A 15357-nucleotide genomic window follows, 5' to 3' on the forward strand; every position below is an offset into this window, starting at 1 on the left:
AGATTACATGAGTTTTCTCAAAGAATTTAAAGAGTTTGCAGTTAAAGGAAATGTCATTGATTTAGCCGTGGCGGTAGTAATTGGCGGAGCCTTCGGTAAAATTGTAAGCTCTTTAGTCAGTGGAATTATTATGCCTCTAATTGGATTACTTTTAGGAGGTGTTAATATCACAGGAAAAACATTTACTGTAGGTGATGCCGTAGTAAAATGGGGTGAATTTACTCAATCCATTATTGATTTTACCATTATAGCCCTTTCAATTTTTGTGGCGATTAAATGCCTTTATTGGCTGAAACTGAGCGAGAAAAAAGAATCTGAATTAACGCGGCAAGAGCAATTATTAACGGAAATTCGCAATTTGCTTAAAGCAAAAGGTAAAACACTTAAAGAATAATTATAGTTCTTTTTTTATTCAACTCGATTTTTTAATGCTATACTAGATATACTGGCAATAAAAAAGGATATTTATGAGCGAGTTAATGAATCTAATTGCAGTAATAGTAGTGTTTGGCGTGGGGTTATGGCTAATTAATGCTTTTATTCCGATGCCACCAGCAATTACAAGCCTTTTAAATGTATTGGTATTAATCATCCTTGTTATTTACATCTTACAATATTTTGGCGTAATCAAAACGATTTTACCCACCATCCGTATTATACGGTGATTTTAGGGGTTGCCGACGACAAGCTAATTTTTTCAGTTGGGCCAATAGGCCCAACCTACGATTTTCCTTAACTTATGACAGAGAGAAAGAGGAAATAGCCTTAAGTTGACGCCATTAGGTGAACGGTGGATATTAGCATTGGGTATGAATTGCATTCCAATTATTCGAATACAGGAAAATCACAAAATTTACTTTCCAATGCATCATCTATTTCTCGTATTTTTACTTGGCGATTAGTTTCATTGAAAAAAAGTGTTCCGGTACTAATTACTTTGAATAATAATATTATAAGCCCTACTCCAGTTGCTGCTATAGCAATATTAGCTAATATAGGTTTCCATTGTGCTCTATGATTTCCCATATTATTATAAGTTTCAGCTAGAGTAGCTTTAAAAGTATCTTTAATATTTTTTATTAAGGAGGGATCTTCCTCCACCCAATAAGCAATAGCAAAAGAAGCTGTTATTTCTCTTAATTTTTCTGCTTGCTGTAAAACATATATTCTGACGTGGTTTGTTCATTAACTAGTTTTGGTTCAGTGAAAATTCCTGCTCAACAAATTTGCCGCACCATCGATTTTTTTATAAAGAGCAAAAGGGAGACAGATGATGAGTGCTATAATTGCTCGCCAAAAAAATGGGAAATAAAATAATCTCTTTTTCTTTTTCAAAGCATGCCAACACGCTTTGGCACAAGATTTAGGCGAACCGGCATAAAAGATACCAGCTAAGCCATAAGTTTGTTTCGTATCAACAAAACCAAGACGGCCAATGATAATATGTTGCTTGGTTGTTGCGGCTTGTTGTAACCCTTGTAAATAGACCTCGATACAGGCTTTACTTGCTCCATATAAACTGTTACTGGCTCGGCCGCGACAAGCAGCAACTGAACTGAGATAAATTAAATGATGTTGTGTCTGTTGCCTTTTTAAATAAACATCAATCAATAAAATAGTTGCTTGAATATTGGTTTTAATAAGGTGGATAATAGTTTCGGTGTTTAAATGGCTATTGTCTGTAAAATCACTATGAGCAATGAAAAGATCTAACTCTAAAGTGCTTTGAGTTAAGAACTCATAGATCTTTTGTGGTTCACTGCTTAGATCAGCACAAAGTACATCACAGCTAATTGGATATCGCAATGGAATATCATGAGCAAGTAAATCTAATTGTTCTTGATGACGCCCTACAAGACATAAATAATGACCTTTTTCAGCAGCAAGATGGGCAAATTTTTCAGCGATGATTGATGTAGCACCTAAAATAACCCAAGTTCTCTGTGTCATGAGATTATCCCTAAGCGTTTTGCTAAATCAGAATGCATGGAGCTGTCATATTGTTTCAGTAGCTGTGAAAATTTTTGGTGATTCCCATATATTTTTTTGTATTGGTCTGCATTAAGAAGTAAATCTTTAGCTAAATAGATACTTCCACCGTATTCAATGAGTAATTCATTCATTGCGGCAATGGTTTTTTGGGCTTGGCAGTTATTAATGAAATCGATTGCCAGAGTAAAACCAGGTTGGCAAAATGATAATAAACCTTTACCTGCCTTAAGAAACAGTTTGAGCACGGATAAAGTAGGCGTTGCATCATGTGTATTAATCAATAATTGAAATTGCGTCAATAATTCTGTTGCATTAGCTTGAGGAAATACTGCTTGGAATTGAATCAATCCTTTAGGGCCATACAATCTATTCCAATGCATGATCTTATCCAAAGGATTATTGAATTGCATTAAACTTACTTTTTCTTGAGCTTTGCGTGTATTAAAAAATAATTGGTTAAAAAGTTTTACATTCCAAGCGCGAAGTATGCAAAAGGGGAGTTTCGGTACTGCGTGTATTGGAGGCTCGGGATTAGGTAAGGCATCACAATGATCTGCGATTGATAAAATAGATTGTGGTTTCTTATGGAGCAAATCAAGCCAAGCGACTTGATAATCATGGTGCAAACTATAATCAAGCATGGCATCAGTTAATGCGCCAAAGGAGGTAAATTGTTTGTGTTTAACGAGCACGAAACGAGAGGTTTTTTTTAAGCGTAGTGCGACTTGAGTAATTACTCCGGTTAAACCAAGCCCCGCAATAGTTGCATAAAATAAATCACTATGTTGTTTAGGACTACAATGAAATTTTTGCTTACCCAGTAACAGATCAAACCAAAGAATATGATGACCGAAACTACCTTCTTGAGGATTATTTTTTCCATGTACATCATGAGCAATGCTTCCTGCAACCGTGGCATGCACAGTACCTGGAATGACCGCCGGAATGAACTCTGGATGTACTAAAAATAAATCCTTGAGGGGAACGCCCCCCTGGCAGATAACAATACCGGTTTTCGCATCAAAATCAATTAAATGATTAAAGTGCGAACTTTCAACGATATAGCCATGGGTATTAAAACAGCTGTCGTTGTAACTTAATCCTGAGCCGCGAACAAGTATTGATTGGCGCGGATGGCAGGCCATATAATCTGCTAGCTCTTTCTCGCTATCAGGTCGTAAACAGCGAGACTCACTGTGTATTGATCGACTAAAATTAGAAAGAACTGCTTTTTTACTGAGCACGTAGATATGCCTGATAAGTAATGATTGTAAAACTATAATCTATTTTGGATTTGCTTGAAAAGAACTTTTGTGTCAAATTATTATTAGATGTGGATAAATCATGCTATTGATTTAAAACTATTTTTATTTGGCATGGTGTTTGCATATAAGCGCTGTATGTAAACACTTAGCCTGTTTTGTATTGAGTGAACCTGGTGAGCTCAAGTATTAGATAGTATGGATTACTTATGACTGAAAAAAATGTTTTATCACAAGAAGAAATAGACGCTCTTCTGCAATCAGTTGATGAGTCTTCAGAAGGAGAGGCTCAAAAGGCAGAAACCAAAGAAGCTGTTGGTAATGCAAAATCTCCACATAAAAAAACAACTATAGGTAAGCGAATATCCGGTAGCGATCCTTCTTTAATGCCTGAAGAAAGTGAGGTTAAAACACTTAATTTTTCTGCTCAAGAACGAATTGTCAAAGGTAAATTACCTGTACTTGAAAGGATTTATGATCGGGCAGTGCGTTCATTTGCATCGGATATTTATCAGCTTACCGCAAAAGACTTTGAAATTACTCAAGACCAATTGCTTATCATCAAGCATCGTGAATTTATGGAGAGTTTACCTAATCCGATTCTGATGTGTATCTATAAATTTAAACCCTTAAATGGCAAGGGTATTATCATGTTTGATAGTACTTTTGTTTACGATTTGGTTGATTATTATTTCGGTGGCAGCACACAGTTTTTAGCACAAAAAGACCGTACCGACTTTACCGCAACTGAATTGCGAGTAATGGAAGTGGTCACTACCAAGTTAGTTGCAGATTTAATTTTAGCTTGGAAGCCAATTATCCAATTGGACATCACCAAGTTTAGCGAGGAAACCAACCCCCAATTAGTGAATATTGCTGAGCCAGAAGAAATGCTGTTGGTAGTGCGTTTTTCATTAAATTTTGGTAAGGAAACAGGAGATTTCTATTTCGTTTTGCCTTATTCAATGGTTGAACCTATTAAAGAACAGCTCGAATTAGGAGCTTCTCGTCCTGATGATGAAATTGATCCCAATTGGATTGCCTCTTTAAAAGAAGAATTAATGGAAGTGGAATTGTTGATCACCTCAGCGATGGCACAGGGAAAAAGCACCTTAGGCACGGTTTTTTCATGGCAGGTAGGTGATTTTATACCTATGGAAATGAAAGAAGTTGTCACTATGGACGTTGAGGGTACTCCAGGTTTTACTGCAACCTTAGGTACTGCAAACGACAAACGGGCATTAAAAATAATAAAACATATTAGTTATTAGAGGATATGGGCATGACCGATTCAACAGCCGAACAAACAAAGCAAGTAAATGCATTACCTCAAGAACCTGATGGCGAAAAAATGGATATGATATTGGATATTCCAGTATCAATTACTGTAGAAGTAGGGCGTACAAAAATGACTATTCGTAACTTGTTGCAATTAAACCAGGGAGGAATTGTTCCTCTTGATCGTTTAGCTGGTGATCCATTAGACGTATTGGTTAACGGGACATTAGTAGCCCATGGGGAGGTGGTTGTAGTTAACGAGAAGTTTGGAGTGCGATTGACTGATATCGTAAGCAAAGCTGAACGGATTAAGCGATTAAGAGATAGAGATTAAGCGAGCAAGATGATTCAGCATGTAATAACTCAAAGTGAGCTCACACGCGTAGTATTGGGCTTACTGTCTGTTTTAGTTCTCATTATGCTTTTATCCTGGTTAATAAAGCGATTACAAAATGTGAATTTGGGTTCTTCCAAGGGGTTTCAATCGATTGCAAGTATGATTTTGGGACCGAAGGAAAAAATAATGTTGGTAAAGGTAGGTACAAAATATTTATTGTTGGGCTTAGGTTCGGGCCAAATCAGGTTACTATATGATTTTGGCGAAGAGCTACCATCAGGGTTTGAGCCCATAAATAAACCTTCATTTGCTGAGCTCTTTAAATCAACAGTAGTGAAATCATAAAAATGAAAGCTAAAAATTATTTTATCCTTATCGTTTTATTCTGTTTCTTGCCTTTTACCTTACATGCCGCGCCATTGTCATTACCTGCTGTAACCGTACAACCTGGCGCAAATGGGGGTGAGTCTTACAGCGTGAACATGCAAATTTTAATTTTCATGGCTTTGCTGTCGGTTCTGCCAGGATTACTGATGGCTGTCACAGCATTTACGCGGATTATTATCGTCTTATCAATTTTACGTCAGGCAATTGGCTTAGCCCAAGCACCAACCAATCAGGTATTAATCGGTATTGCCTTGTTTATGACTTATTTTGTGATGGCCCCCGCCTTTAATAAAATTAATGAAACGGCAGTACAGCCTTATTTGGCTGAGAAAATTCAATTTCAGCAAGCTTTAGAAAATGCACAAGCCCCGCTTAGGGAGTTTATGCTGAATCAAACACGCAAAAATGATTTGTCCTTATTTGAAAAATTTGCCAATAAAAATCCAGTTTCATTAAATGATGTGTCCATGAGTATTATCATTCCGGCATTTATTACTAGTGAATTAAAAACAGCGTTTCAAATAGGATTTATTTTATTTTTACCTTTTTTAATTATTGACTTGGTGGTGTCGAGTGTTTTGATGGCTATGGGTATGATGATGCTCTCGCCCTTAATTATTTCTTTGCCGTTTAAAATTATGTTGTTCGTTATGGTTGATGGGTGGACTCTAATTCTTGGGTCATTAGCATCAAGTTTTGCCATTACTTAAATTAACTGCTTAGGAGATGCAATGACACCAGCAACAGTAGTTACTCTATTTAGCGAAGGCATTTATATAATGTTGTTGCTGATGACTGTATTGATTGTTCCTGGATTGGTAGTGGGTTTGGTCGTAGCAATGTTTCAAGCAGCAACACAAATTAACGAATCAAGTCTGAGTTTTATTCCTAAATTATTTGTAACTTTTTTAGTGATGGTATTTGCAGGGCCTTGGTTATTAAAAACCATAGTGAATTATACCGATGCATTAATCAGTAATATCCCATATTTAATAGGTTAATAGGGAATGAATATTGATTATCCAACAATGATAAGAGTAATAAGCCAAGTCGCTTGGCCTTTTGCGCGTATCAGTGGTTTGTTGCTGACCGTACCTGTTTTTTCTTCGGTTTTGATTCCGAGTAGAATTAAAATTATTCTTCTTGTTACCTTGAGTTGGGTTTGTGCGCCATTAATTCCAAGAGAACTGACCTTTCTTAACTTCAATGGCAATTATATAGTGTATGTTGCTCATGAACTCTTATTTGGTTTATTAATGGGATTTGTTTTGCAACTTGCTTTCCAAGTATTTATTCTTGGAGGACAAATTATTTCCATGCAAGCAGGAATGAGCTTTGCGGTGATGGTAGACCCGGCAAGCAAAGCTAGTGTTCCTTTAGTAGGGCAGCTGTACTTGTTGATGATAACTTTAGTGTTTTTATCCTTGAATGGTCATTTGGCGTTAGTAGAAACTTTGATGGAAAGTTTTAAGGTGATGCCTGTAGGAAAAATGACGGTGACCTCGTCAATGCTTTGGCATGTAATTATTTTTTCAAGTTGGATGTTTAAAAAAGCCTTACTAATTTCCATACCTGCTTTATTGTCTTTACTTGTAGTTAGTTTATCATTTGGAGTAATGGCGCGAGCGGCGCCGCAATTAAACGTTTTTACTTTAGGTTTTCCCATTACTTTATTAATGGGAATTGTGGTAATTAAAATTGGTTTGCCAAGTGTTGTTGCACAGATGGCAGAAATAATTGAAGATGGAATGCGTTTTGTAGTAGGGATGTTGCATTAATGTCAGAAACTGATAACGACGAAAAAACCGAACAGCCATCGCCGAAACGACTGAAAGAAGCTCGTGAAAAAGGGCAGATTGCTCGTTCAAAAGACTTTAATACAACAGTTGCTTTACTTTTTACTGCAGTAGGCTTTTTGATGTTTGGTAAGCAATTATCCACTCAATTGGCTTTAATAATGCGCCACTGTTTTGAATTTGATACTGAGGTACTGATTACACCAGTGGCGAGTTTGGAGCATCTATTTTATTTGGCAAAAATGGGCTTTTGGAGTCTAGTGCCCTTCTTTATTTTAATTCTTTTTATCTCTTTAGCAGCCCCTATTTTGATGGGAGGCTGGGTTTTCAGTGCTCAGGTTATACGGCCTAAGTTTTCACGACTGAATATGCTGCAAGGTTTTAAGCGCATGGTATCGTTGAAAAACTTTATGGAAATGCTGAAATCGTTTTTAAAATTTTCTGTAGTGGCTGCAGTTTCACTTTTAGTTTTAAAGTTACAAGTACCAATGCTCCTTGCTTTAGCTCATGCACCCATAGAAACCGCTATCAGTTCTGGCGCCTTGATTATAGTAAAAAGCTTTGTGTGGATTTCTGCAAGTCTAATCTTAATTGCAATGGTCGATGTTCCTTTTCAACTTTATCAGCATAATAAAACTTTGCGCATGACCAAACAAGAATTAAGAGAAGAATACAAAGAAACCGAAGGTAAGCCTGAAGTAAAAAATGCAATTCGCCGTGCCCAACAAGAAATTGCACGCCGACGAATGATGGCTGAAATTCCTACAGCAAATGTGGTTTTAACCAACCCCACTCATTATGCTGTAGCGCTTAAATATCAAGAGAAAGGGGGAAAAGCCCCCATTGTTGTTGCTAAGGGAAAAAATCTAATTGCCTTTCAAATAAATAAAGTGGCTCAAGAGCACGAAATCTCCATTATTTCAGTACCACCTTTAGCACGCGCACTTTATTTTTCTACCAAATTAAATACTGAGATTCCACGTGGCCTCTACGTTGCCGTTGCACAAGTACTTGCGTATATATTTCAATTGCGCAATAAAAAGCATTATGACCATAAACCTGAGATATTACAAAACGTACCGATTCCACCTGAACTGGCACGTGAGGAGGAAATCTGATGAATAATGTGCTGCAATATTTACAATATTGGATGCGACAAGGATTAGGTACGCCCTTGATGCTTATTGTCATGCTAGGCATGATGATGTTGCCATTACCACCGTTTTTATTAGATGTTTTTTTTACATTTAATATAGCTCTATCCTTAGTAGTTTTATTGGCAGTAATTTATAGCGAAAGGCCATTAGATTTTGCTGTTTTTCCCACCGTCATTTTATTGACTACTTTATTACGATTAGCTTTAAATGTGGCATCCACACGCGTGGTTTTGCTGAATGGACATAATGGAACTGATGCCGCAGGTCATGTGATCCAGTCTTTTGGTGAAGTCGTTATTGGTGGAAACTACACTGTTGGCTTAGTGGTATTTATGATCTTATTGGTCATCAATTTCGTAGTGGTTACTAAAGGTGCAGGGCGTGTTTCAGAGGTAAGTGCTCGTTTTACCTTGGATTCTTTACCCGGAAAGCAAATGGCGATTGATGCGGATTTGAATGCCGGTTTGATCAACCAAGAACAAGCAATAAAACGTCGCTTGGAAGTTGCTCAAGAAGCTGATTTTTATGGTTCAATGGATGGTGCAAGCAAATTCGTACGCGGTGATGCCATTGCCGGAATTCTAATTTTAGTGGTGAATATTGTTGGTGGCTTAATTATTGGGGTGTTCCAGCATAATATGAGCATTTCTGATGCTTTACATAATTACATTTTATTGACAATTGGTGATGGTTTGGTTGCACAAGTTCCATCTTTAGTTTTATCAACAGCCGCAGCTATTATTGTGACTCGCGTTTCCAGTGCGCAAAATATGGGGCATGCCGTTATTTCACAAGTAGTAGCAAATCCACGATCTCTTGTGATTGCTTCAGCCATTCTCGGCGTTATTGGTATTATTCCTGGTATGCCTCACGTAGCCTTTATTCTTCTTTCTTTGGGGCTTGCGGGAATGGCTTATTTATTCATTCAGCATGAAAAAGAAAAACGGAAAATGCCAATTAAACATGAAAGTGACGCCGTTGCTGCACAAAGTTCAGCAGTGACTACTGAACTTTCCTGGGATGATGTGAATCCCGTGGATGTGATAAGCCTGGAGGTGGGGTATCGTTTGATCCCACTAGTTGATAACACCCAAGGTGGAGTATTGTTAGGACGTATCAAAGGCGTACGTAAGAAAATATCGCAGGAGTTGGGATTTTTAATTCCCTCTGTACATGTCCGTGATAATTTGGATTTAAAGCCAAACCAATATCGTATTAGCCTTGCCGGGGTGATTATGGGCGAAGCCATCATTCATCCAGATCGTTCTTTAGCCATTAACCCGGGACAAGTTTTTGGCGAATTAGAAGGAATTAAGGTGCAAGATCCAGCTTTTGGCATGGCCGCAGTCTGGATTAGCGAAGGGCAAAAAGAACAGGCTCATACCTTAGGATATACTGTGGTTGATGTTTCTACTGTGATTGCAACTCATTTAAGCCAAATTTTAGAACGTAATAGCCAGCAACTATTAGGCTACGAAGAAACACAGCAATTATTAGATAAATTGGCGATCACCTCACCTAAGTTAGTTAAAGAACTAGTTCCAGACGGTTTGAGTTTAGGTATGGTCAGTAAAGTGTTACAAGGACTATTGGCCGAACATATCCCACTGACAGATATCCGTACCATAGTCGAAACTTTGGCGGAAATGGCACCAAAATCTAAAGATACAGAGCTTTTAATCAGTCAGGTGCGCATTGCCTTATCACGATTGATTACTCAGAAAATCAGTGGAGTAAATGAAGAGTTGTCGATTATTACCTTAAAGCCAGAGTTGGAACAATTATTGCAAAACACAACTCAAAACGGTGGTTCTGGAGGAATAAATATTGAGCCTGGTATGGCAGATAGGATACAGCACTCTTTAGCACAGCTTGCGATGCAGCAACAAGCAAAACATGAAAGTTCTGTATTAGTAGTACAACCAGGAATACGTTCAATGTTGGCACGATTTGTACGTAATATATCCCATGATTTTCATGTTTTGTCATATCAGGAAATTCCTGACAACAAACAAATAAGAATAATTGGCACTGTTGGTTAACTAGGATAAAGTATAGCGTGAATTTTACTATTGGATTGTAACCATATTGAAATACATAAAATTTTATAAAAAACGGAAGAGTACCTTAGGGCATGTCCTTATTTAGTTTTCTGGTTGAAAATTGCGCCAAGTGACCTCAATTTTTCTTCGAAAAACTAAATGAAGACATGTTCTAAACAACTTCATTTAATTTTGACGGTTTGGTACGCGTCATAGCAGGGGGAGCTTTATGAAATTACAGCGGTTTGTTGGCAAAGATACACGTGCGGCCATGCAGAAGGTGAAAGAGGCTTTAGGTGCTGATGCCGTTATTTTATCCAGCACAGAGGTTACAGATGGTGTAGAAATAGTTGCAGCTATTGATTTTGATGAAACGGTGCTTTCAACTGAAGCTGCAGTAGCTTGTGCGGAACCACCACGTAGTGTTGATAAATTTCAGGCACAAACTCCATTTGATGATTTACGTATGGAAATTCAAACTTTACGTGGAATGCTCGAGGCACAATTACGAGGTGGTAGTATTGGTGGTTCTAGTGAACCATTACACACTGTATTATTACAAAAACTATTGTATCTTGGTGTGAGTCCAACTATGGCCTCATCTTGGACACGTCAAATTCGTCCTGACCTAAATCAACAACGTGCTTGGCAAGCAATTTTAACTCATATTACTGAGCAATTGCCTATTCGCGATACTCGTCGTATCGAAGAAGGAGGAGTCTATGCTTTTTTAGGTCCTACTGGTGTGGGTAAAACAACGACCCTAGCTAAAATTGGTGCACGATTTGCCTTACGCTTTGGTGCGGATAAATTAGGCATGGTGACTATGGATACCTATCGTATGGCCGCACAAGAGCAATTAATGCTCTATGGAAAAATTTTGGGGGTACAAGTATGCCTTGCTCATGATGAAGTTTCTTTAACTCGTGTTTTACGCCAATTAAGTGATAAAAAATTAGTATTGATTGATATGGCAGGAATGAACCCATCGGATGAGCGTGTTGTGCAGCAAATGCAAATTTTAAGCGCACATTTACAATCCATTTCTAAAGTATTGGTATTGCCTGCAACGAGTCATTATCAAGTATTGATTGATGCAATTCATCGTTATGAAACAAATTATGTTGATCAATGTATCTTGACGAAATTGGATGAAGCTCAAGCAATTGGTGGTGCTTTAAGTGCAGTGATTGAGACAGGTATACGTGTAAGCTACTTAACACATGGCCAACGTGTTCCTGAAGACATCAAAATGGCGACACGTCATCAATTGGTAGAGTTATTTGACCAGCAAGAACAGAAATTGTTTCCAACCGAAAACAATTTTATGGCTAAAGAAAGATCAATGATGGCCAGGGAACGGCAAAGTGCTGGGAGAGAGTATTATGTGGAGAGTTGATGACATGAATGATCAGGCTGCAGGCCTGAGAAACTTGTCGCGTTTTAAACCCGTGAAAGTAATTGCAGTTACTGCGGGAAAAGGTGGCGTTGGTAAAAGTAATGTTTCGGTAAATCTGGCAGTTGCTCTTGCTCAGCAAAATAATAGAGTGATGCTGCTTGACGCTGATTTAGGTTTAGGCAATATCGACATTATGTTGGGCTTACATACACGCTATGATCTCTCTCATGTGCTCCGAGGTATTTGTCGTCTTGATGACATTATTTTATATGGTCCTGATAATCTAAAAATAATTCCTGCTGCATCAGGAGCAGAATTTATGACGCAATTGGGTTTACGGCAGCATTCAGCAGTATTAGATGCTTTTAATGAGCTTACAGCCGATCTTGATTATCTGATTATTGATACCGCTGCCGGTATTTCTGATACTGTGTTGAGTTTTACTCGTTCAGCGCAAGAGCTATTAGTCGTTGTTTGTGATGAGCCTACTTCTTTGACTGATGCTTATGCGTTAATAAAAGTAATGAGTAAACGTTATGGCTGTTCAAATTTTCATATTGTGGCCAATATGGTCAGAAATGAGAAAGACGGCAAAGATTTATTTAATAAATTATTCAGAGTTTCCGAGCAATTTCTGAATGTTAAGCTAGACTATTTAGGAGCGATACCCTTTGATGAACATGTGCATTACGCAGTAAAAAGCCAAAAACCGGTATTGATTTCTTATCCGGCTTCATATGCTGCGATGGCTATTCGTGAATTAGCAGTGGGTGTCTCCAATTGGTCATTTAAGTCTTTATTAGGTGGTAATACAAGTTTCTTTTTAGAGCGTTTAGTAATGGATGAAGTATAAGAAAAAGCAGCGTCACGAAGTCGTTGTGATAAGGAGAGTATTGTGGATGCTTTGGCTGCCTACAGCAAAGTGAATCAGCAAATCCAGGAAACGCTGGTAAAAAATCATGCTCTGTTGGTAAAACGGATTGCCCATCACTTGCTTGGACGTTTACCACAAAGTGTGCAAGTTGATGATTTAATACAGGCGGGGATGCTTGGTTTGTTAGAAGCGACCAGGCATTATGACTCTTCTAAAGGTGCTTCATTTGAGACTTATGCTGGAATACGCATTAGAGGGTACATGCTCGATGAAGTCAGAAGAAATGATTGGGTTCCTCGGTCTGTTTACCGCAACTCAAGAATGATTTCTGAAGCAGTAAAACATTTAGAGCATATGCTAGGGCGTGAAGCGAAGGACTCTGAAATTGCGAAAGAGCTCGGTATCTCTTTAGATGAATATCATGAAATGCTACAGGATTCTGTCAGTAGTCATTTGTATGGTTTTGAAGAATTAGGTGTTACCGACGATGCTTTACCGGGAGGAGAAGGACTAAGCTCCACTGAGCCTCATGTCAATGCGTTTCGTAGTGATTTAACTAAACGGTTAGGAGAGGTAATTAAAGGGTTACCCCAAAAAGAGCAAATGGTGCTGTCTTTGTATTATGAACATGATTTGAACTTGAAAGAAATTGGGGAGGTTCTAGGAGTGAGTGAATCGCGAATTTCACAAATTCTTAGTCAGGCAACACACCGTATTAAATCACGGTTACCGGAATAATAAATAGTATGGATGCATTAACTTTATTAGGTCTATTGACTAGTTTTTTAGCAATTATCGTTGGACAAATGCTTGAAGGTGGTACTATTCACTCTTTATTTAATTTTTCCGCGTTACTCATAGTATTGGGTGGAACTGTTGGTGCTGTCTTAGTACAAACTTCAAGACCTATTTTTTTCAGAGCATTTCGAATCTTACCTTGGATTTTCAAACCTCCGCATTTAGATTTTGAAGTTTGTCGTACTCGTATGTTTGAATTGGCACGCAAAGCACGACAACTCGGCATGCTTTCTCTGGAAAATCATTTAGAGACAGAAAAGACACCGTTAATTAATAAAGGTTTGGAACTTTTGGTAATTGGTGTGGATAAGCAAACTATTCGTCAGGTTTTAGAAGCAGAAGTTGAGCGCATTGAAACTTATGATTTACGTGCTGCACATGTATTTGAAAGTATGGGAGGCTATAGCCCCACGCTTGGAATTTTAGGTGCTGTGCTAGGTTTAATTCAGGTGATGCGTCATTTGGCTGAGCCCAGTGAATTAGGTGTTGGTATTGCAGTGGCATTCGTAGCTACTATTTATGGGGTTGGGCTGGCAAATTTAATTTTCCTACCGATTGCAACAAAACTTAGAACATGCATCGCGCGTCAGGTTCATTATGATGAGATGATTATTGAGGCTATGGTGGCGATTGCTGCAAGCGAAAGCCCAGGAATTTTGCTATTAAAATTGAATAACTTTGGACAGCAGCATAAGAAAAATGAGCTCAAAAAAACGGAAAAATGAAGAACATATCGATCATCATCGATGGATTATATCCTATGCGGATTTCATCACTTTATTGTTTGCATTCTTTGTAGTGATGTATGCCATTTCTTCGTTAAATACGTCGAAATATAAATCGCTTTCAGAAGGAATGAAAACGGCATTCAATAAAAAGGATCAACAAAATCAAGAACAATCTATTGAGGATATTAAAGATGGTCCTAATAGTAAAAGGGTTTATGGTAAGTTTGAAGATGGTTTGGATGAGATTAATCAATCCCTGTCTGAATTAGAAGATGCCAATTATAAAATCAATCGTCAAAAAGGCTGGATTGAGTTAGATGTTAAATCAGGTGCCTTATTTGGATCCGGTGATGCCGATCTTAAAGCAGATGCTTTAGTTAAGTTAATGCAAATCGCTGGAAAATTAAAGAAATCTCATGCTATTGTTTCCATTGAAGGGTATACTGACAACATGCCGATTGAAACACCGCAATTTCCTTCAAACTGGGAACTTTCAGCGACGCGTGCTGCGTCAGTAGGGCGTGTTTTAAATGCTTATGGCATTAATGAAAACCGTATTATGGTAACTGGTTATGGAGAACAGTATCCTATAGCGGATAATATTACTGATGTAGGGCGAGCATTAAATCGTAGGGTAAGTATTATTATCGCAACAAATAGGAAAACAAAACGCCTTCTTAATCCAGCATTAAGTCAACAGGCTCATAGTGTCGTCGTAGGAAATAAGGAAATAAAATGATAAATAGTATTATTGTAAGTTTAAATGTAGCTGCCTTTGTATTGATTGCTAATTATTTATGGACTTTTCGCAAAAGAGTGTTTGGCTTGGAGCAGCGCTTTGATAGTTTGGTAAATAGTGTAGAACAGCATACCAAAGAATATTCTCATCTCGTTCATGCCGATTTATTGTTTTCCAAACAATTGAAAGAAATTAATGATCAATTAATTAGCATGGACAATCAAATCCAAAGTTTAGAAAATAAACGCAATAATGATGGTGGCTATCAACATGCAATGAAGATATTAGAAATGGGTGGCAATCGTGATGAAATCGTTGACAGTTGCCATCTCTCACCTGCAGAAGCAGAGTTCTTAATGAGCTTACAAGCATACCGTGCAGCAATGAAAACTTTATAACTCTTAAATTTTGATTTTTCCTTTGTCAGGTTGATCTAATAAAATATGTGCTAAGGAGTATTGCGGTTAAATCGATCGGGCAAACCAGGGTTGTCCCATTTGAATTTTTGAGACTCCCTTCTCCCGCTTGCGGGAGAAGGGTTGGGGATGAGGGTGTTTAAATTTTAAAT

19 protein-coding genes are annotated in these 15357 nt (G+C 37.9%); 16 read left to right on the forward strand and 3 right to left on the reverse strand.

Annotated elements, in window-relative coordinates; all coding sequences use genetic code 11:
* Nucleotides 1-7 precede the first annotated feature (7 nt).
* Together mscL and QM652_RS08600 are read left to right on the forward strand one after the other, a co-directional pair.
* Entirely contained in the window at nt 8-394 is a 387-nt protein-coding gene (mscL, locus tag QM652_RS08595; RefSeq protein ID WP_415074817.1) for a large conductance mechanosensitive channel protein MscL, read from the forward strand.
* Nucleotides 395-467: 73 nt separating this feature from the next.
* Nucleotides 468-665 (forward strand): Thivi_2564 family membrane protein, encoded by a 198-nt coding sequence (locus tag QM652_RS08600; RefSeq protein WP_415074819.1) that lies wholly within the window; start codon nt 468-470, stop codon nt 663-665.
* 160 nt (nt 666-825) lie between these two features.
* Here QM652_RS08600 and QM652_RS08605 read toward each other — a convergent pair whose 3' ends face one another.
* The 3 genes from QM652_RS08605 to QM652_RS08615 form a co-directional block, all read right to left on the reverse strand.
* On the reverse strand, nt 826-1101 hold the full coding sequence (locus QM652_RS08605; RefSeq protein ID WP_415074821.1) for a hypothetical protein: 276 nt from the start codon (nt 1099-1101) through the stop codon (nt 826-828).
* Between the two features lie 99 nt (nt 1102-1200).
* Nucleotides 1201-1950, reverse strand: coding sequence for an SDR family NAD(P)-dependent oxidoreductase (locus tag QM652_RS08610; protein ID WP_415074823.1), 750 nt, complete (start codon nt 1948-1950; stop codon nt 1201-1203).
* A complete protein-coding gene (locus QM652_RS08615; protein ID WP_415074825.1) occupies nt 1947-3236 on the reverse strand; it encodes an FAD-binding protein in 1290 nt (429 codons plus the stop codon). The genes QM652_RS08610 and QM652_RS08615 overlap by 4 nt, the downstream gene beginning before the upstream one ends.
* A 227-nt stretch (nt 3237-3463) precedes the next feature.
* On the opposite strand from QM652_RS08615, the gene fliM reads away from it, so the two are divergent.
* The 14 genes from fliM to QM652_RS08685 all read left to right on the forward strand — a co-directional run bounded on the left by fliM (nt 3464) and on the right by QM652_RS08685 (nt 15187).
* A complete protein-coding gene (gene fliM, locus QM652_RS08620; protein WP_415074827.1) occupies nt 3464-4525 on the forward strand; it encodes a flagellar motor switch protein FliM in 1062 nt (353 codons plus the stop codon).
* Between the two features lie 11 nt (nt 4526-4536).
* Nucleotides 4537-4866 (forward strand): flagellar motor switch protein FliN, encoded by a 330-nt coding sequence (gene fliN, locus QM652_RS08625; RefSeq protein WP_415074829.1) that lies wholly within the window; start codon nt 4537-4539, stop codon nt 4864-4866.
* A gap of 9 nt (nt 4867-4875) precedes the next feature.
* The gene (gene fliO, locus QM652_RS08630; RefSeq protein ID WP_415074831.1) at nt 4876-5214 is read left to right on the forward strand and encodes a flagellar biosynthetic protein FliO; all 339 of its coding nucleotides are present in this window, start codon (nt 4876-4878) and stop codon (nt 5212-5214) included.
* Between the two features lie 2 nt (nt 5215-5216).
* The gene (fliP, locus tag QM652_RS08635) at nt 5217-5966 is read left to right on the forward strand and encodes a flagellar type III secretion system pore protein FliP (protein ID WP_415074833.1); all 750 of its coding nucleotides are present in this window, start codon (nt 5217-5219) and stop codon (nt 5964-5966) included.
* 21 nt (nt 5967-5987) lie between these two features.
* Nucleotides 5988-6257, forward strand: coding sequence for a flagellar biosynthesis protein FliQ (fliQ, locus tag QM652_RS08640; RefSeq protein WP_415074835.1), 270 nt, complete (start codon nt 5988-5990; stop codon nt 6255-6257).
* Between the two features lie 6 nt (nt 6258-6263).
* Nucleotides 6264-7034, forward strand: coding sequence for a flagellar biosynthetic protein FliR (gene fliR / locus QM652_RS08645; RefSeq protein WP_415074837.1), 771 nt, complete (start codon nt 6264-6266; stop codon nt 7032-7034).
* Nucleotides 7034-8170: a flagellar biosynthesis protein FlhB gene (flhB, locus tag QM652_RS08650; RefSeq protein WP_415074839.1), complete on the forward strand. Its 1137-nt coding sequence runs from the start codon at nt 7034-7036 to the stop codon at nt 8168-8170. The genes fliR and flhB overlap by 1 nt, the downstream gene beginning before the upstream one ends.
* Nucleotides 8170-10251 (forward strand): flagellar biosynthesis protein FlhA, encoded by a 2082-nt coding sequence (flhA, locus tag QM652_RS08655; protein ID WP_415074841.1) that lies wholly within the window; start codon nt 8170-8172, stop codon nt 10249-10251. Before flhB ends, flhA begins: the two co-directional genes overlap by 1 nt.
* Before the next feature lie 229 nt (nt 10252-10480).
* Entirely contained in the window at nt 10481-11650 is a 1170-nt protein-coding gene (gene flhF, locus QM652_RS08660) for a flagellar biosynthesis protein FlhF (RefSeq protein ID WP_415074843.1), read from the forward strand.
* Nucleotides 11637-12503, forward strand: a complete 867-nt coding sequence (locus QM652_RS08665) for a MinD/ParA family protein (protein WP_415074845.1) — start codon at nt 11637-11639, stop codon at nt 12501-12503. Before flhF ends, QM652_RS08665 begins: the two co-directional genes overlap by 14 nt.
* Nucleotides 12504-12545: 42 nt before the next feature.
* Entirely contained in the window at nt 12546-13262 is a 717-nt protein-coding gene (locus tag QM652_RS08670; protein WP_415074847.1) for an RNA polymerase sigma factor FliA, read from the forward strand.
* An 8-nt stretch (nt 13263-13270) separates the two neighbouring features.
* A complete protein-coding gene (locus QM652_RS08675) occupies nt 13271-14047 on the forward strand; it encodes a flagellar motor protein (RefSeq protein WP_415074849.1) in 777 nt (258 codons plus the stop codon).
* Nucleotides 14022-14789: a flagellar motor protein MotB gene (locus tag QM652_RS08680; RefSeq protein ID WP_415074851.1), complete on the forward strand. Its 768-nt coding sequence runs from the start codon at nt 14022-14024 to the stop codon at nt 14787-14789. The genes QM652_RS08675 and QM652_RS08680 overlap by 26 nt, the downstream gene beginning before the upstream one ends.
* Nucleotides 14789-15187 (forward strand): DUF2802 domain-containing protein, encoded by a 399-nt coding sequence (locus QM652_RS08685; RefSeq protein ID WP_415074855.1) that lies wholly within the window; start codon nt 14789-14791, stop codon nt 15185-15187. Before QM652_RS08680 ends, QM652_RS08685 begins: the two co-directional genes overlap by 1 nt.
* The last annotated feature ends 170 nt before the right edge of the window (nt 15188-15357 follow it).

Source organism: Legionella sp. (assembly GCF_047605385.1).
Taxonomy (GTDB): Bacteria; Pseudomonadota; Gammaproteobacteria; order Legionellales; family Legionellaceae; genus Legionella.

Bases quoted from the DNA above. Each gene is read 5' to 3' on its own strand.
- fliM (WP_415074827.1), top strand. From the start codon at position 3,464: ATGACTGAAAAAAATGTTTTATCACAAGAAGAAATAGACGCTCTTCTG.
- QM652_RS08610 (WP_415074823.1), bottom strand. From the start codon at position 1,950: ATGACACAGAGAACTTGGGTTATTTTAGGTGCTACATCAATCATCGCT.
- flhB (WP_415074839.1), top strand. From the start codon at position 7,034: ATGTCAGAAACTGATAACGACGAAAAAACCGAACAGCCATCGCCGAAA.
- QM652_RS08600 (WP_415074819.1), top strand. From the start codon at position 468: ATGAGCGAGTTAATGAATCTAATTGCAGTAATAGTAGTGTTTGGCGTG.
- flhA (WP_415074841.1), top strand. From the start codon at position 8,170: ATGAATAATGTGCTGCAATATTTACAATATTGGATGCGACAAGGATTA.
- QM652_RS08675 (WP_415074849.1), top strand. From the start codon at position 13,271: ATGGATGCATTAACTTTATTAGGTCTATTGACTAGTTTTTTAGCAATT.
- flhF (WP_415074843.1), top strand. From the start codon at position 10,481: ATGAAATTACAGCGGTTTGTTGGCAAAGATACACGTGCGGCCATGCAG.
- fliQ (WP_415074835.1), top strand. From the start codon at position 5,988: ATGACACCAGCAACAGTAGTTACTCTATTTAGCGAAGGCATTTATATA.
- QM652_RS08680 (WP_415074851.1), top strand. From the start codon at position 14,022: ATGAGCTCAAAAAAACGGAAAAATGAAGAACATATCGATCATCATCGA.
- QM652_RS08665 (WP_415074845.1), top strand. From the start codon at position 11,637: ATGTGGAGAGTTGATGACATGAATGATCAGGCTGCAGGCCTGAGAAAC.
- fliR (WP_415074837.1), top strand. From the start codon at position 6,264: ATGAATATTGATTATCCAACAATGATAAGAGTAATAAGCCAAGTCGCT.
- fliP (WP_415074833.1), top strand. From the start codon at position 5,217: ATGAAAGCTAAAAATTATTTTATCCTTATCGTTTTATTCTGTTTCTTG.
- fliN (WP_415074829.1), top strand. From the start codon at position 4,537: ATGACCGATTCAACAGCCGAACAAACAAAGCAAGTAAATGCATTACCT.
- mscL (WP_415074817.1), top strand. From the start codon at position 8: ATGAGTTTTCTCAAAGAATTTAAAGAGTTTGCAGTTAAAGGAAATGTC.
- fliO (WP_415074831.1), top strand. From the start codon at position 4,876: ATGATTCAGCATGTAATAACTCAAAGTGAGCTCACACGCGTAGTATTG.